Raw genomic sequence first — 17546 nt, 5'->3', positions numbered from 1 at the left:
CCCGTCCTTATTCATTGAAGGAAAGAAGGGAGTTTGGCATCCCAGCTCTCCGGCCGTTCGAGACCCAGCGCATGCGCAGCCACGGCAGCCGTATCCACGATATACAGGCCCGATACTTCCGTGCCGGGTTCAACCCCGGGTGCCACGCAGCCCCAGAACACGTTTTTATCCATCGGATGATCGCTGCCATGGCTGTACTTGTTGTCTCCGCCGCCGCCATGGTCGGTAAGGAGGATGATGAGGCTGTCTTCCAGCAGACCCAATCTCTCGATGGCGCCAAGCACGCGTCCGAACAATTCGTCGTTTTTGGAGATCGCCTGCAGGTACAGCTTGGAGTCCGGGCCGTAGCCGAATTTATGCCCTGCCGCATCCGGCTCGTCGAGCTGCATGAACAACAGCTTCACGTCGCGGTTTTGTTCCAGGTAGGATTCGATGGCTCCGACAAGTTCCGCATCCGGCAGCGATTCCTTATGTATCCCTAGATTTTCCTCAATAATTCCGCTGTTGATCGGCCTCCAGCTGGAGAAGGCGGCCAGCTTCGCTTCGGGCCACGCTTCCCGCGCCAAACGGAAGATGGAAGGGTACGGGGAATCGGCAGGGAACGTAGCCGTCGCGGCCACTTCATTATTTAATTGATGTTTTTCCGGCGTTACTCCGTGAAGGATCGAACCCCAGCATTCCGCGCTGATCGTCGGCGATTGCGCCTGCGCCATGTAGGTGTACGCCCCTTTTTTCAAAAATGCGTCAATGATCGGGGTTTCGGTGTTTTGAATGAAGTTCCCGGCCCCGTCCATCCCCAAAATAAATACCCGCTGAATTCCGTTGCTGCCCATGAATCGAAATACCTCCCTCGGATGAAATATAATGAAAGCGTTATTATGACCCCTAGCATATAGAGTACGGCGAAGGCTGTCAATAACTTCTGGCCAACTCGCCGGGCATGTTCGGAAGAAGTCATGATCGTGGCATCAGAAAGTCACGAAGATGGTGGTGAACCGGACGAGCCGCAAGATAAAATGTGGATGAAAAGGTTTACATGACATGCTGCGAAGGGGCTGGAACATGAGGAATACGTCATATCTGCGAAGAAGCTTAAAAAAGTATAAGTGGCTGCTGTTGATGACGCTGCCCGGGGTCGTATATTTGTTCATCAACAACTATATCCCGATGTACGGCGTGATCCTTGCGTTCAAAAACTACAATTACGTCGACGGCATCTGGGGAAGCGAGTGGGCGGGACTCGATAACTTCAAATTCCTGTTCAATTCGGAAAACGCGTACGTCATCACGCGGAATACCTTTCTGTACAACTTCGTTTTTATCGTGCTGAATTTGGTTTTGTCGGTTTTTGTCGCGCTGCTTATCAACGAGATCAAGGATAAGGTGATCAGCCGATTTTACCAAAGCACGTTTTTGCTGCCCCATATCATTTCGATGGTCGTCGTGGCCTACCTGGTATACAGCTTCCTGAACGTGGACAGCGGTCTCGTCAACCGGCTGCTGATCAAATGGTTCGGGGCGGAAGCCGTCTCCTGGTACGGGGAACCGAAATACTGGCCGTACATCCTGGTCATCGTCAATGCATGGAAAAACGTCGGCTATTTGTCGATCATCTACTTCGCTTCCATCATCGGCATCGACAAGGAATATTACGAAGCGGCCACGATCGACGGCGCAAGCAAGTGGAAGCAGATGACCCGGATCACCATCCCGCTCATTTTGCCCGTCATCACCACGATGACGCTGCTGGCGGTCAGCGGCATTTTGCGGTCGGACTTCGGCTTGTTCTACCAGGTGCCGATGAACACGGGAGCGCTCATTCCGACAACGAATACGATCGATACCTTCGTGTACCGCGCCATGGTCCAATCCGGCGATATCGGCATGTCCACGGCCGCGGGATTCTACCAATCCGTCGTCTGCTTCGTGCTCATCCTGGTTGCGAACGCGGCGGTCAGACGCATCAACAAACGGGATGCCTTATTCTAAGACCGGGAGAGGAGACACAGTGAGGAAATGAACATAACGAAACGCATCGGACCTGCTTTGATCCACCTGTTTTTTTGGGGATTCACCATCGCATCCTTGGTTCCTTTTTTATTGGTGTTCATGGTGTCCATTTCGAGCGAGGACTCCATTTTGAAAAACGGCTATTCCTTGTTTCCGAGCACAATCAGCTTTGCGGCCTATCAGTTTTTGTTCAACGATTTTTCGGAAATCGCCAAAGCTTACGGGGTCACGATTGTGAGCACGCTCATCGGGACGGTCGTCAGCCTGATGATCACCGCGCTGTTTGCGTATCCGCTGTCGAGGCCGGATCTGCCGTTTCGGCGCACGCTTTCCTTCTATATCTTTTTTACGATGTTGTTCGGCGGGGGCATGGTGCCCTGGTACATTACCTATGTCAACATGTTCGACATGAAAAACACGATTTTCGCGATGATCATCCCGAACCTGCTGTTGAGCGCGTTTAACGTGCTGCTGATGCGAAGCTTTTTCGCTTCGAGCATTCCGGAGTCGGTCATCGAATCGGCAACGATCGACGGCGCGGGCGAGCTCAAAATCTTTTTCAAAATCGTCGTTCCGCTCTCGCTGCCCATCATGGCGACGATCGGGCTGTTTAATACGCTGTCCTACTGGAACGATTGGTACAACTGCATGCTGTTTATCGACAAGCCGGAGCTGTACAATATCCAGTATTTGATGACCAAAACGCTGACGAATATCCAGTATCTTTTGATGAAATCCAACAGCACGGCCCAGGTCGGGGAGCTGCTTGCCAAAATGCCGCAGGAAACCGTCCGCATGGCGCTTGCCGTCGTCGGGATCGCCCCTTTATTGTTCGCTTACCCGTTTTTCCAAAAGTACTACATCAGCGGGATTACGAGCGGCGCAGTCAAAGGTTGATATACCTTATTACGCAGGAGGGGGTGGGACAAACGTCTTCGATGCATCTCCATGAATTCCAAAAGCCATTATCGAGAGGGGAACGTCAGTGAACATGAAAAAAGCCTATCATTTGGTTCTGATGATCATGCTGAGCAGTATGCTGGCTTTGGCAGGCTGCGGCAAAGGGGATTCCGGCAAGCCGGCGGATTCCGCATCGGCAGGGGGAAGCGGTTCGGACGCGGGGCTGAAGCCTTACAAAATTACGCTCGTCTATCCGGCCACGGCGCCTAAAGATTTGCAGCTGGTGCAGGATGAAATGAGCAAATATTTGACCGAAAAAATCAATGCCACGATCGAGCTCAAGCCGATCGAATGGGCGTCCTGGGACGACAAAACCAACCTGATGAAAATTTCGAACGAACCGTTCGACCTGATGTTTACGGCCAGCTGGTTCTCTTACGCGAAGGATGCCGCCAAAGGGCAATACTTGGAGCTCGACGAGCTCATGTCCCAATATGGCAAAGATATTCCCGGCGTTCTCGGCGAAGATTTTATCAAAGGTTCGAGAATCGACGGCAAGCTGTTTGCGCTTCCGACCAAAAAGGAGTTCGGCCAAGGGTTCGGTTTCCTGTTCGACAAAAAGCTGGTGGACAAATACAAGTTCGATACCAGCGGCGTAAAATCCCTGGAAGACCTCGAAGCGATATTCAAAACGATCAAAGAGAACGAACCCGGCGTGACGCCGATCGTATCCAGCAAATTCACGAATATTTGGGAGGCGGCCAACTATGACGGGGTCGTCGCCAATCTTGCCATTCCGCGGGGAAGCAAGGAACTGAAAGTGGTGGATACGCTCGAAGATCCGAAGTTCATCGACTTCTACAAACGGATGCATCAGTGGAATCAGAACGGCTGGTTCGACAAGGACATTTTGACTTCCGACGCGGACCAAGGCGTCAACATGATTAAAGCAGGCAAGGCGTTTGCCGTGGCCCAATCGTTGAAACCGGGCAAAGACGAGGAAATGAGCGTAAGCGCGGGCGTCGAACTGGTGCAGGTGGAAACGGCGGAGCCGTTCACGACGACCGGCGACGCGCAAGGCGCGATGCTCGGCATCTCGCGGACTTCCAAGGACCCAGCGCGGGCGATGATGTTCCTGAATTTGCTTTACACCGATCCGAAGCTGCTCAACATGCTGGATTGGGGGATCGAAGGCAAACATTACGTCAAAAAATCCGAAAACATGATCGATTATCCGGAAGGTGTCAACGCGGATAACCAAGGATATCCGAATCCGGGCGGCTGGATGTTCGGCAACCAGTTCAATTCGTACCTTTGGGCCAACGAGGATCCGAACAAATGGGAAGAGTTCAAGAAATTCAACGAAAGATCGGAGCATTCCATCGCCCTCGGGTTTGCGTTCAACCAGGAACCCGTGAAGTCGGAGCTGGCCTCGATCAGCAACGTGGAGCAAGAATTCGGATCGACTTTGAGATCGGGCGCAGCCGATCCGGAAGAGATCATCGCCAAGTGGAAGAAAAAACGCGATGCGGCAGGCTTCGCAAAAGTGAAGGCGGAAGTGGAAAAACAGCTTGCCGAATGGGCCAAAACCCAAAGCAAGTAACAGAAACGGATGACGCAACATCGGGAATTTCCGAAGGCGGGACTATGGATTGGAGTCCTTCGTCAGGGATTCCCTTTTTTTCCGTATGTCACTATACTCAAAAGGTGGGGATTGATCCTACCATTTTTTGAAAGAGCCGGGGAAGTGCATGAAACTGCTGAACATTAAACATTCGCTACGCTTCAAGCTGATAATCGGTTTCGTTACGGTGGCGGTTCCGCTCGTGGCGCTGCTTCTGTACAACAACTATTATGCTTCCAACACGATCCGGGAACAGGTGGCCGATTCGAACAAAAACTCGATGATTCTTTATTCCCATCAAATCGAAGCGGCACTGAACAAAGAAACGAATTTTTTGTACAACATCGCCCTGGAAGACCCGAATATCGTTGCGTTTTCGCAGCTGCGTGAACATACGGACGAATATTACCTGGCCAAAGCAAGGATTTTGAATACGCTTACGAGGTATCACCGGTTCGATAAAAGCGTCGATCTGCAATTCATCTATTCGGTGAACAAACAGGATCTGTTTCATACGCCGATCAAAACCTCGTCTTATGAAGAATTGGAATCGATCAAAACGACGATCGAAAAGCTGGTCAAAAGCGTCCGTCCCGAAAGCGAATATTTCAGGGAATGGAAGGCGGTCGAATACGGTCCGGACCGATTTGCGCTGATCCGTTTGGTCGATGCGGGGGACGGGTTTTATCTCGGCGCTTTCGTACAGCTCGAAAATTTGATGATCCCGCTGGACTTGATCCATTTGGAGGACGGATTCGCCGGTTTCGTCAATCGCCAAGGAGAATTGATCACCAATGCGGCGGCCCTCGGGCGGCATAGGCTCGATATTTCGCTCGCTTCCGAGGCAAACGAGGTCTATCAGGTCGTCCGGAAGGATGACCGGAAATATGTCGTCGTCATGAATCCCATCCAGGGAACGGACGTCATCTTGAGCGCGTTTGTGCCGGAATCCCAGATGCTGAAAAACTTATATCATTTTCGCAGGGTCATCGTCCTCATCTCCATTGCGGCACTGATTACGCTGATCATTTATTTGGTCTACCTCAACGATATTCTATTAAAGCCGTTGAACAATCTGGTGCGCGGGATGCGGCGGATCAAACACGGGGACTGGGAAACGCGCCTGCATTCATCGAAGGCGAAGGAGTTTGCCATCATCAACGAAACGTTCAACGGCATGGCAGCCGAAATCCATGACCTCAAAATCAGCGTATATGAAGAACAGATCAAAGCCCATAAAGCCGAGCTTAAACATTTGCAGCTGCAAATCAACCCTCATTTTTTGTTGAACTCGATCAACATCGTATACAATTTGGCCGAAATCAAAAATTACGGTGTCATACAGCTTATGTGCATGAATCTGGTCAAATATTTCCGTTTTACGACCAAAACCCATCAGGTTGCCGTGACGATCGCCGAAGAAATGGAGCATATGGAAAGCTACATCAAAATTCAGCAGGTCCGTTTCCCGGAGCGCATCACTTATGCGTTTCATATCGCCGAACAGGCGGAGAAGGCGGCCATCCCGCCGCTGCTCATCCAGCCGTTCATCGAAAATGCGATCAAATACGGGTTTGATTTCATGGATCATCCGTTCCATATCGGCATCGAAGTCCGTTTCATCGGTTCGGACCAATTGGAGATCGTCATCCAAGACAACGGAAACGGCTTCTCTGCGGACGTGCTGTCCCAGCTTCAATCGGGAGGCTTGAAGGCCAATCGGGACGGGCAGCATTTGGGCATATCGAACGTGCAGTACCGGCTGAAGCATATTTTCGGGCAAAAAGCATCCTTGGAATTCGATAACGCCCCGGACGGCGGGGCCCGAATCAGAATCATTCTTCCTTTCCGGACCGTAGAACAGTTTACTTCATATTGATGAATGAAATGGGGGAGCAAAGGATGTATAAGGCATTGATCGTCGATGATGAAATCTATGCGGTAATGGGAATCAAGAGCGGGGTGAATTGGCAGGAACTGCGGGTGTCGGAAGTCTATGAAGCGTACAACATGAGGGATGCCTTGCGAGTTTTCGAACGGACCCCGATCGATATCATGATCTGCGACATCGAGATGCCGAAAGGAACGGGGATCGAGCTGCTGGAACGCGTGAACGAAATCTCGCCCGAAACGGAGACGATTTTTCTGACCGCCCATTCGGCGTTCGATTTCATGAAGCGGGCGATCCAGCTGGACGGGTTCGATTACCTGCTGAAGCCGGTCGAATTCGACGTGCTGCAGGAGACGATATCCAAGGCGCTGGCTTCGATCGAAGAAGAGCGGGAATTGCATCAATTGCGAAAACAGTACAAGCCCTATTATGACATGTGGCGGAAGAAAAAGTCGCTGATCGTGGACAAGTTTTGGAATGACCTGTTTTCGGGCAGAATCGTGTGCACCCCCGACAACGCGGCCGGCATTCTGGAAGAACATGAGCTGTCGGATTTGAAGGATGCCGTGTTCCTCCCGGTTCTCGTCAGCGTGGAATCCTGGCTGCGCGAGTTCAGCACCAAAGACGAGGAAATCATGGAATACGCGGTACGCAAAGGGGCGGCCGAAATGCTGCTGCCTGCCGGAGGCGGCGAGGTCATTCAAACGAAGCAGGGCGTGAACGTGGTCGTCATCGTAGGCGAGGCCGGGGAGGATGGATTGGCGGATCTTCGTTCCCGCTGCGAAAAATACGTGCAGAACTGCCATAAATATTTCGGGTGCAATCTTTCCTGCTACATTGGAAGAAGCTCCGGTTTGTACGAGGTCGCGGACACTTACAAGCAGCTGCTGGAGCTTGAATACAACAATTTGAACAAGTCCAATCAAGTGTATTCCCTTGCATCGCAAGGCCCCGATCCGATCCAAACGATGATCCCGCGGATTTCGACCTGGACGATTCTTTTGGAGCAGGGGAAGCTGGAGGAGCTTCAAAAGGAAATCCGAAGCCGCATCGCGGAGTTGAAGGGGATGGAAGGGCTTTCCTTGGCAAAGCTTGAAGGATTCCGCCATGAGTTTATGCAGATGGTGCATTATATCCTTCATAAAAACGGGTTGTCCGCTTACGAGCTGTTCCAGCAGCAGGAAGGAATCCTGCTGAACGCCCAGCCAAGAAACCTCGAGCAGCTGGAAGCGTCGGCCCTCCATATGGCAGGCATCATTTATCATGAACTGCATCAGAACAACTCCGTCATTCAAAGGGTCCAGTATTACATTAAAGAGCGTTTGAACGAGCCGATCACCCGGGAGCAGCTGGCGAGCTACGTGCATTTGAATCCTGCGTATTTATCCCGGCTGTTCAAACGCGAAGTCGGCGAATCGATTACGGATTACATTTTGCATGAGCGGATGGCGCTGGCCAAAGATTTGATCGCAAACTCCTCCATGCCGATTTCGGACGTGGCCAAGGCGTTGGGTTACCACAACTTTTCGCATTTTTCAAAAATGTTCCGCAAAGTGCATGACGCTTCGCCGCAGCAGTTCAGACAGCTGTCGGTGTGATGCCGGCAAAAAAGACAAAAGGACCTTGGCTGATGGCCAAGGATCCTTTTTTGCTTTTTCTAACGATGGACCGCATTCATCCATTCCGCGATGCGCACCTTGTTTCCGGTTTTTGCGCTTTCCAGCGCCGCGAGCACCATCGCCATGCTGTAGAGATTATCGCTGCAGTCCGTTTCGGGTTTGCGGTTTTCGTCCAATGCGGCGAACATTTCGTCCAGGCAGCCGTGATGGAACGTATGTTTCATCTCCACGGTTTTGCCGGAAATCCGCTCGTAGTCCCGCACGAATTTGCCCGTCTGATCCTTGTCTGCCACCACTTCGGCGAAGGGTTCGCCTTGCCCGTCCCACATCGCCGTTCCCCGTTCCCCGGTGACGCGCCATGCCGCTTCCCAGGAAGTCGGAGCTCCCTCGGCGCACCAGGAGCCGCGGTAATCGAATACGGACCCGTCCGACATTTCGAAAATGCAGATGGCCATGGCGTTCCCCGCGTACCACGAGCCGGGGGGATTAAATTCATGGCAATATACGGTCAGCGGGTCCGCTCCCGAAATGAACCTGGCCTGGTCGAAGGTATGAATGGCCATATCCACCAGCAGCGGACTGGCCATCGCTTCCCGGAATCCGCCGAAATGCGGGCCGAGGAAAAAGTCGGCCCCGATAAATCCCGGCCGGCCGATCGTCCCCTCCGCAATGAGATTCCGGAATGCACGGATGCGCGGATCGTAGCGGCGGTTTTGCATGACGGCATGCGTCCGCCCCGTGCGTTTCGCCGTATGAACGATGTCCAAGCAATCCTGCATCGACTCTGCCAAGGGTTTTTCCGCAAACACGTGGCAGCCCAGCTCAAGAGCCGCGATCCCGACCGAATGGTGGCTTGACGGGATGGTGACGTCGAAAACCAGATTGGCTCCGGTTGACGTAATGGCCTCTTTTACATCCGTAAACGCGGGACATCGCAAGCCTTTGCGTTCGGCCATGACCTCTGCCGATTCCGGACGGATATCCACCAAACCGACAATTTCCGTATCTTCCCTGCTTAGGGCATAATCGACCCACGTATTCGCCATGCTCCCGCAGCCGGCCACGACGACCCGATGCTTGATTGTCATCTTGTGATCACTCCTAAATTGGCCTATAGTAATCGTAACATCCTTCATTATAACGGGCGGTTTTGCCGTTGGCTCTATACGTTCTTGCGCAATAATAGTCCGATTTTGTGGTGGTGATCGAATCATGACCTATCCGAAGGAACTTTGGGAGGATACCCTGCTTGAGAATCCGGCTTATCCGTTCCAGCTGTTCCAAAACCGCTGCCCGTCCGTACAGCCGGGAGAATCCATTTTATATTTGCATTGGCATGAACACTTCGAATTTTTGGCGATGCAAAAAGGAAGCGCCGTCTTCCATATCGACAGCCGTCCTTATGTCGTTCAGGCAGGGGACGTTCTGCTGATTCCCGGCGGAAGCCTGCACGTCGGCTACTCGCTTGCGGAAGGGGACGTCCATTACGATTGCGTCGTCGTCAACGCCTCCTTGTTTAACGATTGGCTCCACGATCCGCTGCATGCCCAATTTGTCGCGCCGTATTTGGAGGGGAGGAATCAATTTCCCGTCAAACTGTCGGATCGGGACGAATCGGCTGCCGGCTGCATGCCTCTGCTGCATGACATTATCGGGGAGCTTGCAGCCAAACCGCCGGCGTATCCTTTGGTCGTCAAATCCCGGCTGCATCTGCTGTTTACGCTGCTAGCCAGGGCGTATATGCCGAAGACGGACGAATGGAAACCGGAGACGGACTATTTTCCCAACCGCGAACGGTTCAAGGAACTGATCCGCACCGTCGAGGCGAGTTTTTCCCAAAAACTTACCGTCGAGCAAGCCGCCGGGCAAGTTAATCTGAACCCCTATTATTTTTGCAAGCTGTTCAAGCGGCTGACCGGCCGCACGTTTATCGAATACGTCAACATTTGCAGGGTCAAGGAGGCCAAAAGATTGCTTGATTCCACCCAGGATTCGGTAACCGAAATCGCGGCGAAGGTCGGCTGCGAGAACCCGAATTATTTTACGAAGCTCTATAAAAAGTATATGGGGGTTACCCCCTCCCAAACGAGAAAGGGAAGGGGGGATAGCGGCTGGAAGGAGTAGGGGCAAAAAAACGGAAAAACCGGCCATGCCTCATGGGCAGGCCGGTTTATGGCATGGTCCTTAGACCGTACATCATAGAATTCCAACTATGAGCTTTTCTGCAAAGTGGAGCTTCCCGATGAGCGTCCTACGGCGTTTCTGACTTGGAAAGCGTCCCCCTCGCGGTTCGGGGCCGTCGGAATCGATGTAACATTCTCTCCTTGAAGCATCACGCCGAGTTCGTCCGACGTCAGCTTCGGGCTGCGGCCGTTCAAGCGGCAGCATGAAAATCTGACCGTCGAAATCCGGGCTATCCGGGATATGCTTGACCCAACCTGCGGCGCCTCGACGATCCATTCCGCCGAGGATTGCGGTCCGGTATAACGTTTCGTCGTTCGGAACGTCCAATTTTGGGATGAATTGCGCAAATAAATAAGCCAAGTCGAACCTCTGACTTTCGAGATGACGGCATGCATCCGGTCACCGGGCTGGACGGGGTTAGGTATCGGCGTCATGACGTCGGGAAGAATTTCCCACCATGCGTAATACTGGGGTCTTCCGTTCACGTAATCATGTCCGGTTCCGACTTGAATCAGGTCCGTATTGCCAAAACCATCGATCCCGATCCAAGCGGATGAATAAGTAGATTGGGAGCTGGGACGCACGACGGGGACCGTCCATTTTGCGGATATGCGATGAAAGGCATTGGTTCGTCCCGACACGGCGTAACCGCTCCAATTGGCGGAAACCCATCCCAAGCTGTTTAACCGGGGCTTGCCAGACCTTGCGATTTTGCACACTCTATGAAACTTGTTCAATCATTCCACCACCTCTATGTCGGATAATCTATCATATTGTGCTGATAGAAGAATTGCGTGGGGGAATGAAGGTTATTAAAAGCTTGTTTTCTTGCAAACCTGGATGGCATGTTGGATGAAACGCTATTGAATGCCGGGGCCAGAACGCGGGGAGGGAGTATTCACATCATTCCAAATGGCATGATAGAGCCGAATCGAAGAGTGGTTCTTCGATTCGGTTTTTTTGATTGGGTGGGATCGGCTAACAGCTCAAAAATACATTTTTTTCAGGCCAAGCTTCCGAATTAATTGGTTTTTTTACTTGGATCAGAAAGTGTAAATCCAATTATAACTTTAAAGGAAATAGCGTGTTATATAAGTTAATGAACGATGTGAGAATGGAGGTTCCTTTGGTTATGTCGATAAATTGGTCAAGTATCTTTGTCGTATTGCTTTTTATAGCGATCGTCATTATGTCGATTGTGGGATTCCTGCGATTCGTATTCAAAAACAGGTAGCTTCTCTTCGAAACTTGGATGTTGGATGCAAGCGCTGTTGATCGGTGAAGGATACTTTATTCTCACGGATTTTCGTCAAAAGACCGATAATATTTCAAACAGCTTCTCTCGCAGCCTATTTATTGAAGGGGGGAATCCCGGTGATATGACAAACAAGAAAAAAAGGTTGCCCGCTCTATTTTCCAAACTCACCAAGGACCTCTTTTCAAGCTATCGTAATCCGTCCTTAGCGATGAAGGAATTGAAAATGGACAGGCATGCCGAACCTGACTGCGATGAGGTCGTGGCCCATGCGTATGGCGGAACTTTCGTTTTCGGAGGTTTGTCAGACATCGTAAGCGTGAATCCGATCTATGTGCAGGACGTTGCTTCCGGCGATGCCGTGCAGTGGATTTTTGCCAAATTGTATGATATCAGCCGAAACGGTAATTTGGTTGTCCAACCCTGGTCCCTTGCTGCAGAGCCTTTAAAAATATCCGATCTCGGAAAAACATATACCGTGAAGTTAAAAGAGTACGCACGATGGAGCGATGGCAGGCCTGTAACTGCCGATGATGTCATATTTACTTTTGAAACGCTCAGGAATCCCTTGTCAGGTTCTCCGGCCAACATGGATTTCGAAAAAATAGCTGATATGGAAAAGCTGGATTTGCATACCGTTAGGATTATTTTGCGTGAACCCTATTCGCCGTTTCAATATGCGCTGGCGACGGAGCTGCTTCCTTGTCATGTATTAAAGGATGTGCATCCCGGAAAATTACATCGTCATCCATACGGCCTGGACCCGCGTCACACGGTTACGAACGGGCCATGGAGATGGAGAGGGTACCAACGGAACAGATACTTGTTATTCGAAGCCGATCCGGATTATTGGGGACCTAGACCGCATTTGAGCAAAGTCATTTACAAAATATACACGGATGTAGGCGCACAAGTCAAAGCGCTTGCTAAGGGTGAAATTGACTTTATTATCGGTGTGCCGGCCGAAGCCATTCGTCCCATTTTATTTTCGTATCATAATGATGACATTGAGTTCTACGCCGCACCGGGACCACAATATGAAATTTTAGGTTTAAACCATAATCCAGACCATTTCAAAGAACGATGGATTCCGTGGTCCACGCCAAAAACGAGGCAGGCAATGGTTTACGCATTGAACCGCCAAGCCATGATCGAGAAGGTACTCTTCGGCAGAGGAAGAATCCTCAATTCGCCGTTCCTGCCCGGAACTTGGTATGATCCAGGCGATTCGGCAGTTTCCCATCCTTATGATCCTAAAAAAGCCGTTGCATTACTACGGGAAGACGGCTGGGAAACCGGTAAAGACGGGATATTAGTTAAAAACGGTCACCGCTTCTCGTTCGAGCTGCAATATCATGCGCTTCAGGAAATCGGGGCAGCGATGATACAACGATATTTTAGAACGGTCGGAATCGAAGTGAATTTAAAAGCGATGGATTTTTCCAAGTGGGTTGAACAACATCTTAATCCAGGGAAATTCGAAGCCGTTCTTGTGGGCCAAGTTCAAACATCGCTGGATCCCGATCAAGAAATTTTTCTCGCTTCCAAATCCGTTCCTCCTAACGGCGGAAATTTTCTATGGTATAAGAACCCTGACCTTGATGAAATATTACGTCGGGGGAACACAGAAATGAATCCCAAGAAACGAGCTGAAATATATAAAGAAGCAGCAAGCATTCTTTCTACCGACTTGCCCTGCATCTTTTTATATCAATATGATACTTTTATGGCCATCAACAAAAGGATTAAATTCGAGGCAAAAGACCGACCTGAAGCAAGGCTGGCGAATGGTTACTTTTACCATGCAATCCGTTGGTGGGTGGATGACTAAAATGGATTGATAACCTTCCGAAAACTGCTCATCGAGCAGTTTTTTTGTTTGCATTCATATGGAGAGCTGTAAAGAAATGTATTTACTTAATAAAGTAAATAAATTACTCTATAAAGTAAGGTGGTGGTGAAATATGGAAGACCTTCATTTAAACGTGTCCCTGTTGCGCGCCAAAATTCCAAACTTAACGGTGGCGGCACGATCTGCGGGACTCAGACCGGCAACCGTGTCCAACCTTTGCACAGGCAAAATCCCGGTCGGAAGGGCCGAGGTCCGGACGCTTGCGGCACTTGCGGAGCTTGCAGGATGCACCATGGATGAACTCATCCTTCGGGGAAGACCTTTGGGCATGCTGGAGACGGGAATCAAAGTGATCGATTTACTGGCTCCTTTGGTCCAAGGCGGCAGCATCGGTCTGGTGGCGCGCCAAAATGTCGGGCAGCTGGCCTTGTTGGCGGAGCTATTTTACAGGTTCAAAACATCGGATTACGCCACCGTCTTTTGGAAGCCTGAAGCATATGTAAAAGGGATCGACGAGCTGCTTCAAGAGGCCGAAGCCGTGGGCAACACGTCCGCCGAAGTGTATGAGCGGATTCTCCAATGCGCCAAAAGCAAAGAAATCGTATTGGGAGCGGATCGCGCCATGGTATTGTCGGGCGGGATATTCGATCTCGAAGAGAAACTGAAATCGGCCGGCATACGTCCCGTTACGACCATCCTCGTCGACGTGAGCGGCAATGCGGCGGACGAAGAGCTGCCGTTTGGACCGCTGGATACGTTTTTGCGTTTTGACGCGGAACTGACGACAAGAGGGCTTTTTCCCGCCATAGATCCCGTCGCATCCACGTCCGTGATGCTGGAGGGAGCGCAGCTCGAGCCGCTTCATTTATCCATCCAGCAGGAGGCCCGGAAACTCATGCGCCGTTACCGCGAATTAAGGCCGTTGGTCCTGTTTCGCGGCGAAGAAAAGCTTCCCGGTTCCGAAAGGACTTTGTTCAAGCGGGGCGAGCGCTTGGAAGCTTATTTATCCCAGCCGTTTTATATCGCCGAGCCGTTTACCAAGAAAAAAGCGGAGTGGATTCCCCTTCGGGATACGCTTCAAGATGTAAGGACCATTTTGGACGGCGGGGCAGATCATGTCCCGGTTGAAAAGATTCGTTTTGCCGGCCGTTTAGACGTGGAATGGCTTTAGCGTTTGCCAAAAATCATCTTCCTTGGAGGCGATCCTATGGTTGTGCATCAGATGGATTTGAACTCAAAAGCGCTGATCGGGAGTTTCACGAAAGAGGTTCCTCCGCTCCTGACCGTATCTTCCGGAGATACGATCCGATTTGCCGTCCCGGATGCGGCTTGGGGAGTCGGGGAATCTTATGCCGAACGGAAAAAGCCTTATGCCAGACGGGATAAGCTGGATCGAGGGCATGCCTTGATCGGTCCCTTTTTCCTGGAACACGCCAAACGGGGAATGACCCTCGCCATCCGCTTTAACCGGATCGTCCCCGGAAGGTACGGTTTTACGTCGGCGGGGCAATATCCGAACTGGCAAAACCAAAAACTGCATCTGACGGATGAACGGGAACTAACGCTGGACTGGGCATTGGATCCGGTAAAAATGGAAGGAAGATGCCAAATCGGCGGGGCGACGTATTCGGTCCCGCTTCGTCCCTTCATGGGCATCGTCGGCATGCCGCCGGAAGAGACGGGGATCCATTCGACTTGGCCGCCCCGCTTTTGCGGCGGAAACATCGATTGCAAAGAGCTCGTCAGCGGCAGTACGATCTTTTTGCCGATTCCGGTCGACGGAGCTTATCTGGTCATTGGCGACGGGCATGCGGCGCAAGGGGACGGCGAGGTCAGCTGTCAAGCGATCGAATGCCCGATGGAAGAGGTAGAAGTAACCGTAGATCTTTTGCCAGATATGCATCTGACATATCCGCGGGCGAACACGCCGTCCAGCTGGCTCACGTTTGGTTTTCATGAGGATTTAAATGAAGCGACGGTTCAAGCCTTGGACGGCATGCTCGGTTTGATGAGCGAATTATACGGCTTGAATCGCGTGGAGGCAATGGCGGTTGGCAGTTCCGCGATCGATCTTCGAATCACCCAAATCGTTAACGGCGTGAAAGGCGTGCATGCTTGTTTGCCGCATGGTCGCATCACGAAAAAAACGGCAGCTCCTTGAATAACTGTGACAGTATGCCGTCATGTTTCGGGTGCTAAAATGAACCCAAGATAAAGGAGGAGATCGATAATGACGCATCCAGCCATTGAAATGTACGATTACCACGTGTGGGAGGTTTCCCGGATCATGGACCGCCTGAAGGAGATTCCGGAGGAGCTGTACCGGCAAGAGATCGCCAGCAGTTTTCCGTCCATCGCCAAAACGCTGGCCCATATTTATATCGTCGACAACGTTTGGTTCCAAACGCTGCAAGGGACGGAAATGGCGGATGCCCTGAATTCTTCCTGGTCCATCAGGGAGGAACTTGAGAACGGTTCGCTGCCGGAACTGGAAACGAAATTCAAACGGCTGTCCGAAGCGTGCTCCCGTTTCCTTCGTGCGCAGGAAGACCTGGAAAAACGCGTCATGTTGAACAATCCGTATGCAGGCAGCCGCGAAACGAGCCTGGCCGAAATCGTCATGCAAATCGTTACGCACGGGACATACCACAAAGGCAACATTTCCACGATGCTGCGGCAAACGGGGAACCCGTCCGTCATGACCGACTACATTTATTACTTGTATGCCAAACAGTAACTCCGCCCAAGCACTGTACCGAAAACCGCGCGGGTACCAGGCAGCTCATCTCATCAAAGAAATTCCCCTCAATTCACAATAGACAATTTAGGGCTCATGCTACGGGCTCTAACCTGGCGAAAAGGTCCGCCAGCCAATTTTGCTTGGATAGAACCGGATGGATTCCGGTTCTTTTTTATTTCATTTTTTTTCGCTTTTGCCATCCGCATGGTAACAGGATACAAACGCTTCGCGGTATTGACCAAATTTTCCATTACGGCCACAATGGTCATAGACGACTGGGGCAAGCGCGGTCGCCCGCCAATGTCAAATCGAGAAAGGATGAATGCCCTTGAATTTAAGTCCTATAAAGATCACGGCGATTTCCGGAAGCCTCCGGAGACAATCGTCCAATACGAGCCTGATTCACGCCCTCTATCCGCTGGCGCCGGAAACGATGGAGATTTCGATATTTGAAGGCATCGGAGATCTGCCCCATTTTAACCCGGATATCGATGGAGACGACCCGGCCCCTTCGGTGGCACGGCTTCGTGACACGATCCGTCAGGCGGACGGGGTGATCATCAGCACCCCCGAATATGCCCATGGCGTGCCCGGCGTTCTGAAGAATGCGCTCGACTGGCTGGTATCGTCCGGAGAATTCATCTACAAACCCGTCGCTGTCGTCAGCGGATCGCCGATGGAAACCGGTGGAGAGAAGGCGCATCAGTCCCTGCTGATGACACTTAGGATGATGACGGCTGACTTGGTGGAGGGCGGGTCTTTCACGGTACCTTTCCTCAATCAGAAGCTTCGGGGCGGAGAGATTATGGATGAGGAGCTGAACGAGAGGCTGAAGGGCATGCTCGGGAAGCTGGAAGAGGCTGTACGAAAGGCAGCTGCAAACGGCATGAACGGTTTCAGGTAAGATAGATAACCGCATTTCCTAATACAAAAGCCTGCGTCACTCCAATCCTAAGATTTGGAGCGCGCAGGCTTTTTCATGTCATAGTGTCATCGTTGTCGGACGGTTTAGCAAGCAATGAGCTTTCGCCGCCGGAGGGACAGGCTGTGCGCCGATCCTGCCGAAGAGTTAATACCTTTGATTGATGTATCCAAGATGAATGGATAGAACCGGCCGCGTGCCGGTTCTTTTTTTGATTGTAATCTACGCGCGGGCGGTACGGCTGCGAATGCGGCTCAGAAGGCAGCGGATTATATCCAAAACATCAAGCCGGATAAAGGACAAATTGCAAGCTAAATAAGGATACGCCGCCTTCCGGCGGCGCACACCAATTAAAAGATGAAATGGAGTGCTTATGTATGAGGACAAAGGAAACGATTGAAATCAATCAAAAACTGGAGATTGTGAAGCTTGGAACCCAGAAATTCAAGACAATTGGCGGTTATTATCAGCCCATCGGGAAAAGAATCATCCAAAAGGATGGTTCTTTTTTTGCGAAGCATTATACTAAAGATTAAAAGATTCGATCAT

The 17546-nt window shown here is 51.3% G+C and carries 15 protein-coding genes; 12 read left to right on the top strand and 3 right to left on the bottom strand.

What is annotated here, in order from left to right; genetic code table 11:
• Window positions 1-11: 11 nt before the first annotated feature.
• A complete protein-coding gene (locus AC27KL_RS26330; RefSeq protein WP_487171656.1) occupies window positions 12-833 on the bottom strand; it encodes an alkaline phosphatase family protein in 822 nt (273 codons plus the stop codon).
• 229 nt (window positions 834-1062) lie between these two features.
• Here AC27KL_RS26330 and AC27KL_RS26325 point away from each other — a divergent pair, with 229 nt between their 5' ends.
• The 5 genes from AC27KL_RS26325 (at window position 1063) to AC27KL_RS26305 (ending at window position 8023) form a co-directional block, all read left to right on the top strand.
• On the top strand, window positions 1063-1989 hold the full coding sequence (locus AC27KL_RS26325) for an ABC transporter permease (protein WP_212950999.1): 927 nt from the start codon (window positions 1063-1065) through the stop codon (window positions 1987-1989).
• Window positions 1990-2016: 27 nt separating this feature from the next.
• Window positions 2017-2907 carry a carbohydrate ABC transporter permease gene (locus AC27KL_RS26320; RefSeq protein WP_487171655.1) on the top strand — a complete coding sequence of 297 codons (891 nt, stop codon included), beginning with the start codon at window positions 2017-2019 and terminating at the stop codon, window positions 2905-2907.
• A 94-nt stretch (window positions 2908-3001) separates the two neighbouring features.
• On the top strand, window positions 3002-4513 hold the full coding sequence (locus AC27KL_RS26315) for an ABC transporter substrate-binding protein (RefSeq protein WP_487171680.1): 1512 nt from the start codon (window positions 3002-3004) through the stop codon (window positions 4511-4513).
• A gap of 148 nt (window positions 4514-4661) precedes the next feature.
• Entirely contained in the window at window positions 4662-6413 is a 1752-nt protein-coding gene (locus AC27KL_RS26310) for a sensor histidine kinase (protein WP_339320816.1), read from the top strand.
• 23 nt (window positions 6414-6436) lie between these two features.
• On the top strand, window positions 6437-8023 hold the full coding sequence (locus tag AC27KL_RS26305; RefSeq protein ID WP_487171654.1) for a response regulator transcription factor: 1587 nt from the start codon (window positions 6437-6439) through the stop codon (window positions 8021-8023).
• 59 nt (window positions 8024-8082) lie between these two features.
• Here the strand turns inward: AC27KL_RS26305 and AC27KL_RS26300 are convergent, their stop codons facing one another.
• On the bottom strand, window positions 8083-9132 hold the full coding sequence (locus tag AC27KL_RS26300; protein ID WP_487171653.1) for a Gfo/Idh/MocA family protein: 1050 nt from the start codon (window positions 9130-9132) through the stop codon (window positions 8083-8085).
• Window positions 9133-9256: 124 nt separating this feature from the next.
• Between AC27KL_RS26300 and AC27KL_RS26295 the strand changes: the two genes are divergently transcribed.
• Window positions 9257-10168, top strand: coding sequence for a helix-turn-helix transcriptional regulator (locus AC27KL_RS26295; RefSeq protein ID WP_487171652.1), 912 nt, complete (start codon window positions 9257-9259; stop codon window positions 10166-10168).
• A gap of 86 nt (window positions 10169-10254) precedes the next feature.
• Here AC27KL_RS26295 and AC27KL_RS26290 read toward each other — a convergent pair whose 3' ends face one another.
• On the bottom strand, window positions 10255-10965 hold the full coding sequence (locus AC27KL_RS26290; protein ID WP_487171651.1) for a G1 family glutamic endopeptidase: 711 nt from the start codon (window positions 10963-10965) through the stop codon (window positions 10255-10257).
• A gap of 522 nt (window positions 10966-11487) precedes the next feature.
• Between AC27KL_RS26290 and AC27KL_RS26285 the strand changes: the two genes are divergently transcribed.
• The 6 genes from AC27KL_RS26285 (at window position 11488) to AC27KL_RS26260 (ending at window position 17533) form a co-directional block, all read left to right on the top strand.
• Complete coding sequence (locus AC27KL_RS26285; RefSeq protein WP_487171650.1) at window positions 11488-13314, top strand: ABC transporter substrate-binding protein; 1827 nt, start codon at window positions 11488-11490, stop codon at window positions 13312-13314.
• Window positions 13315-13447: 133 nt separating this feature from the next.
• Complete coding sequence (locus AC27KL_RS26280; protein ID WP_487171649.1) at window positions 13448-14506, top strand: P-loop NTPase family protein; 1059 nt, start codon at window positions 13448-13450, stop codon at window positions 14504-14506.
• A gap of 36 nt (window positions 14507-14542) precedes the next feature.
• Window positions 14543-15496 (top strand): acetamidase/formamidase family protein, encoded by a 954-nt coding sequence (locus AC27KL_RS26275; RefSeq protein ID WP_487171648.1) that lies wholly within the window; start codon window positions 14543-14545, stop codon window positions 15494-15496.
• Between the two features lie 69 nt (window positions 15497-15565).
• Window positions 15566-16072: a DinB family protein gene (locus AC27KL_RS26270; RefSeq protein ID WP_487171647.1), complete on the top strand. Its 507-nt coding sequence runs from the start codon at window positions 15566-15568 to the stop codon at window positions 16070-16072.
• Between the two features lie 331 nt (window positions 16073-16403).
• Window positions 16404-16979, top strand: coding sequence for an NADPH-dependent FMN reductase (locus AC27KL_RS26265; RefSeq protein ID WP_487171646.1), 576 nt, complete (start codon window positions 16404-16406; stop codon window positions 16977-16979).
• Window positions 16980-17374: 395 nt separating this feature from the next.
• Window positions 17375-17533, top strand: coding sequence for a hypothetical protein (locus AC27KL_RS26260; RefSeq protein ID WP_487171645.1), 159 nt, complete (start codon window positions 17375-17377; stop codon window positions 17531-17533).
• The last annotated feature ends 13 nt before the right edge of the window (window positions 17534-17546 follow it).

This window comes from Paenibacillus sp. YAE3 (genome assembly GCF_057546105.1).
This window is presented reverse-complemented; position numbering and strand designations above follow the sequence as displayed.

Coding starts and splice junctions, on each gene's coding strand:
- AC27KL_RS26280 (WP_487171649.1), top strand. CDS start 13,448: ATGGAAGACCTTCATTTAAACGTGTCCCTGTTGCGCGCCAAAATTCCA.
- AC27KL_RS26325 (WP_212950999.1), top strand. CDS start 1,063: ATGAGGAATACGTCATATCTGCGAAGAAGCTTAAAAAAGTATAAGTGG.
- AC27KL_RS26295 (WP_487171652.1), top strand. CDS start 9,257: ATGACCTATCCGAAGGAACTTTGGGAGGATACCCTGCTTGAGAATCCG.
- AC27KL_RS26315 (WP_487171680.1), top strand. CDS start 3,002: ATGAAAAAAGCCTATCATTTGGTTCTGATGATCATGCTGAGCAGTATG.
- AC27KL_RS26260 (WP_487171645.1), top strand. CDS start 17,375: ATGAGGACAAAGGAAACGATTGAAATCAATCAAAAACTGGAGATTGTG.
- AC27KL_RS26300 (WP_487171653.1), bottom strand. CDS start 9,132: ATGACAATCAAGCATCGGGTCGTCGTGGCCGGCTGCGGGAGCATGGCG.
- AC27KL_RS26310 (WP_339320816.1), top strand. CDS start 4,662: ATGAAACTGCTGAACATTAAACATTCGCTACGCTTCAAGCTGATAATC.
- AC27KL_RS26275 (WP_487171648.1), top strand. CDS start 14,543: ATGGTTGTGCATCAGATGGATTTGAACTCAAAAGCGCTGATCGGGAGT.
- AC27KL_RS26270 (WP_487171647.1), top strand. CDS start 15,566: ATGACGCATCCAGCCATTGAAATGTACGATTACCACGTGTGGGAGGTT.
- AC27KL_RS26330 (WP_487171656.1), bottom strand. CDS start 833: ATGGGCAGCAACGGAATTCAGCGGGTATTTATTTTGGGGATGGACGGG.
- AC27KL_RS26305 (WP_487171654.1), top strand. CDS start 6,437: ATGTATAAGGCATTGATCGTCGATGATGAAATCTATGCGGTAATGGGA.
- AC27KL_RS26320 (WP_487171655.1), top strand. CDS start 2,017: ATGAACATAACGAAACGCATCGGACCTGCTTTGATCCACCTGTTTTTT.
- AC27KL_RS26285 (WP_487171650.1), top strand. CDS start 11,488: ATGCAAGCGCTGTTGATCGGTGAAGGATACTTTATTCTCACGGATTTT.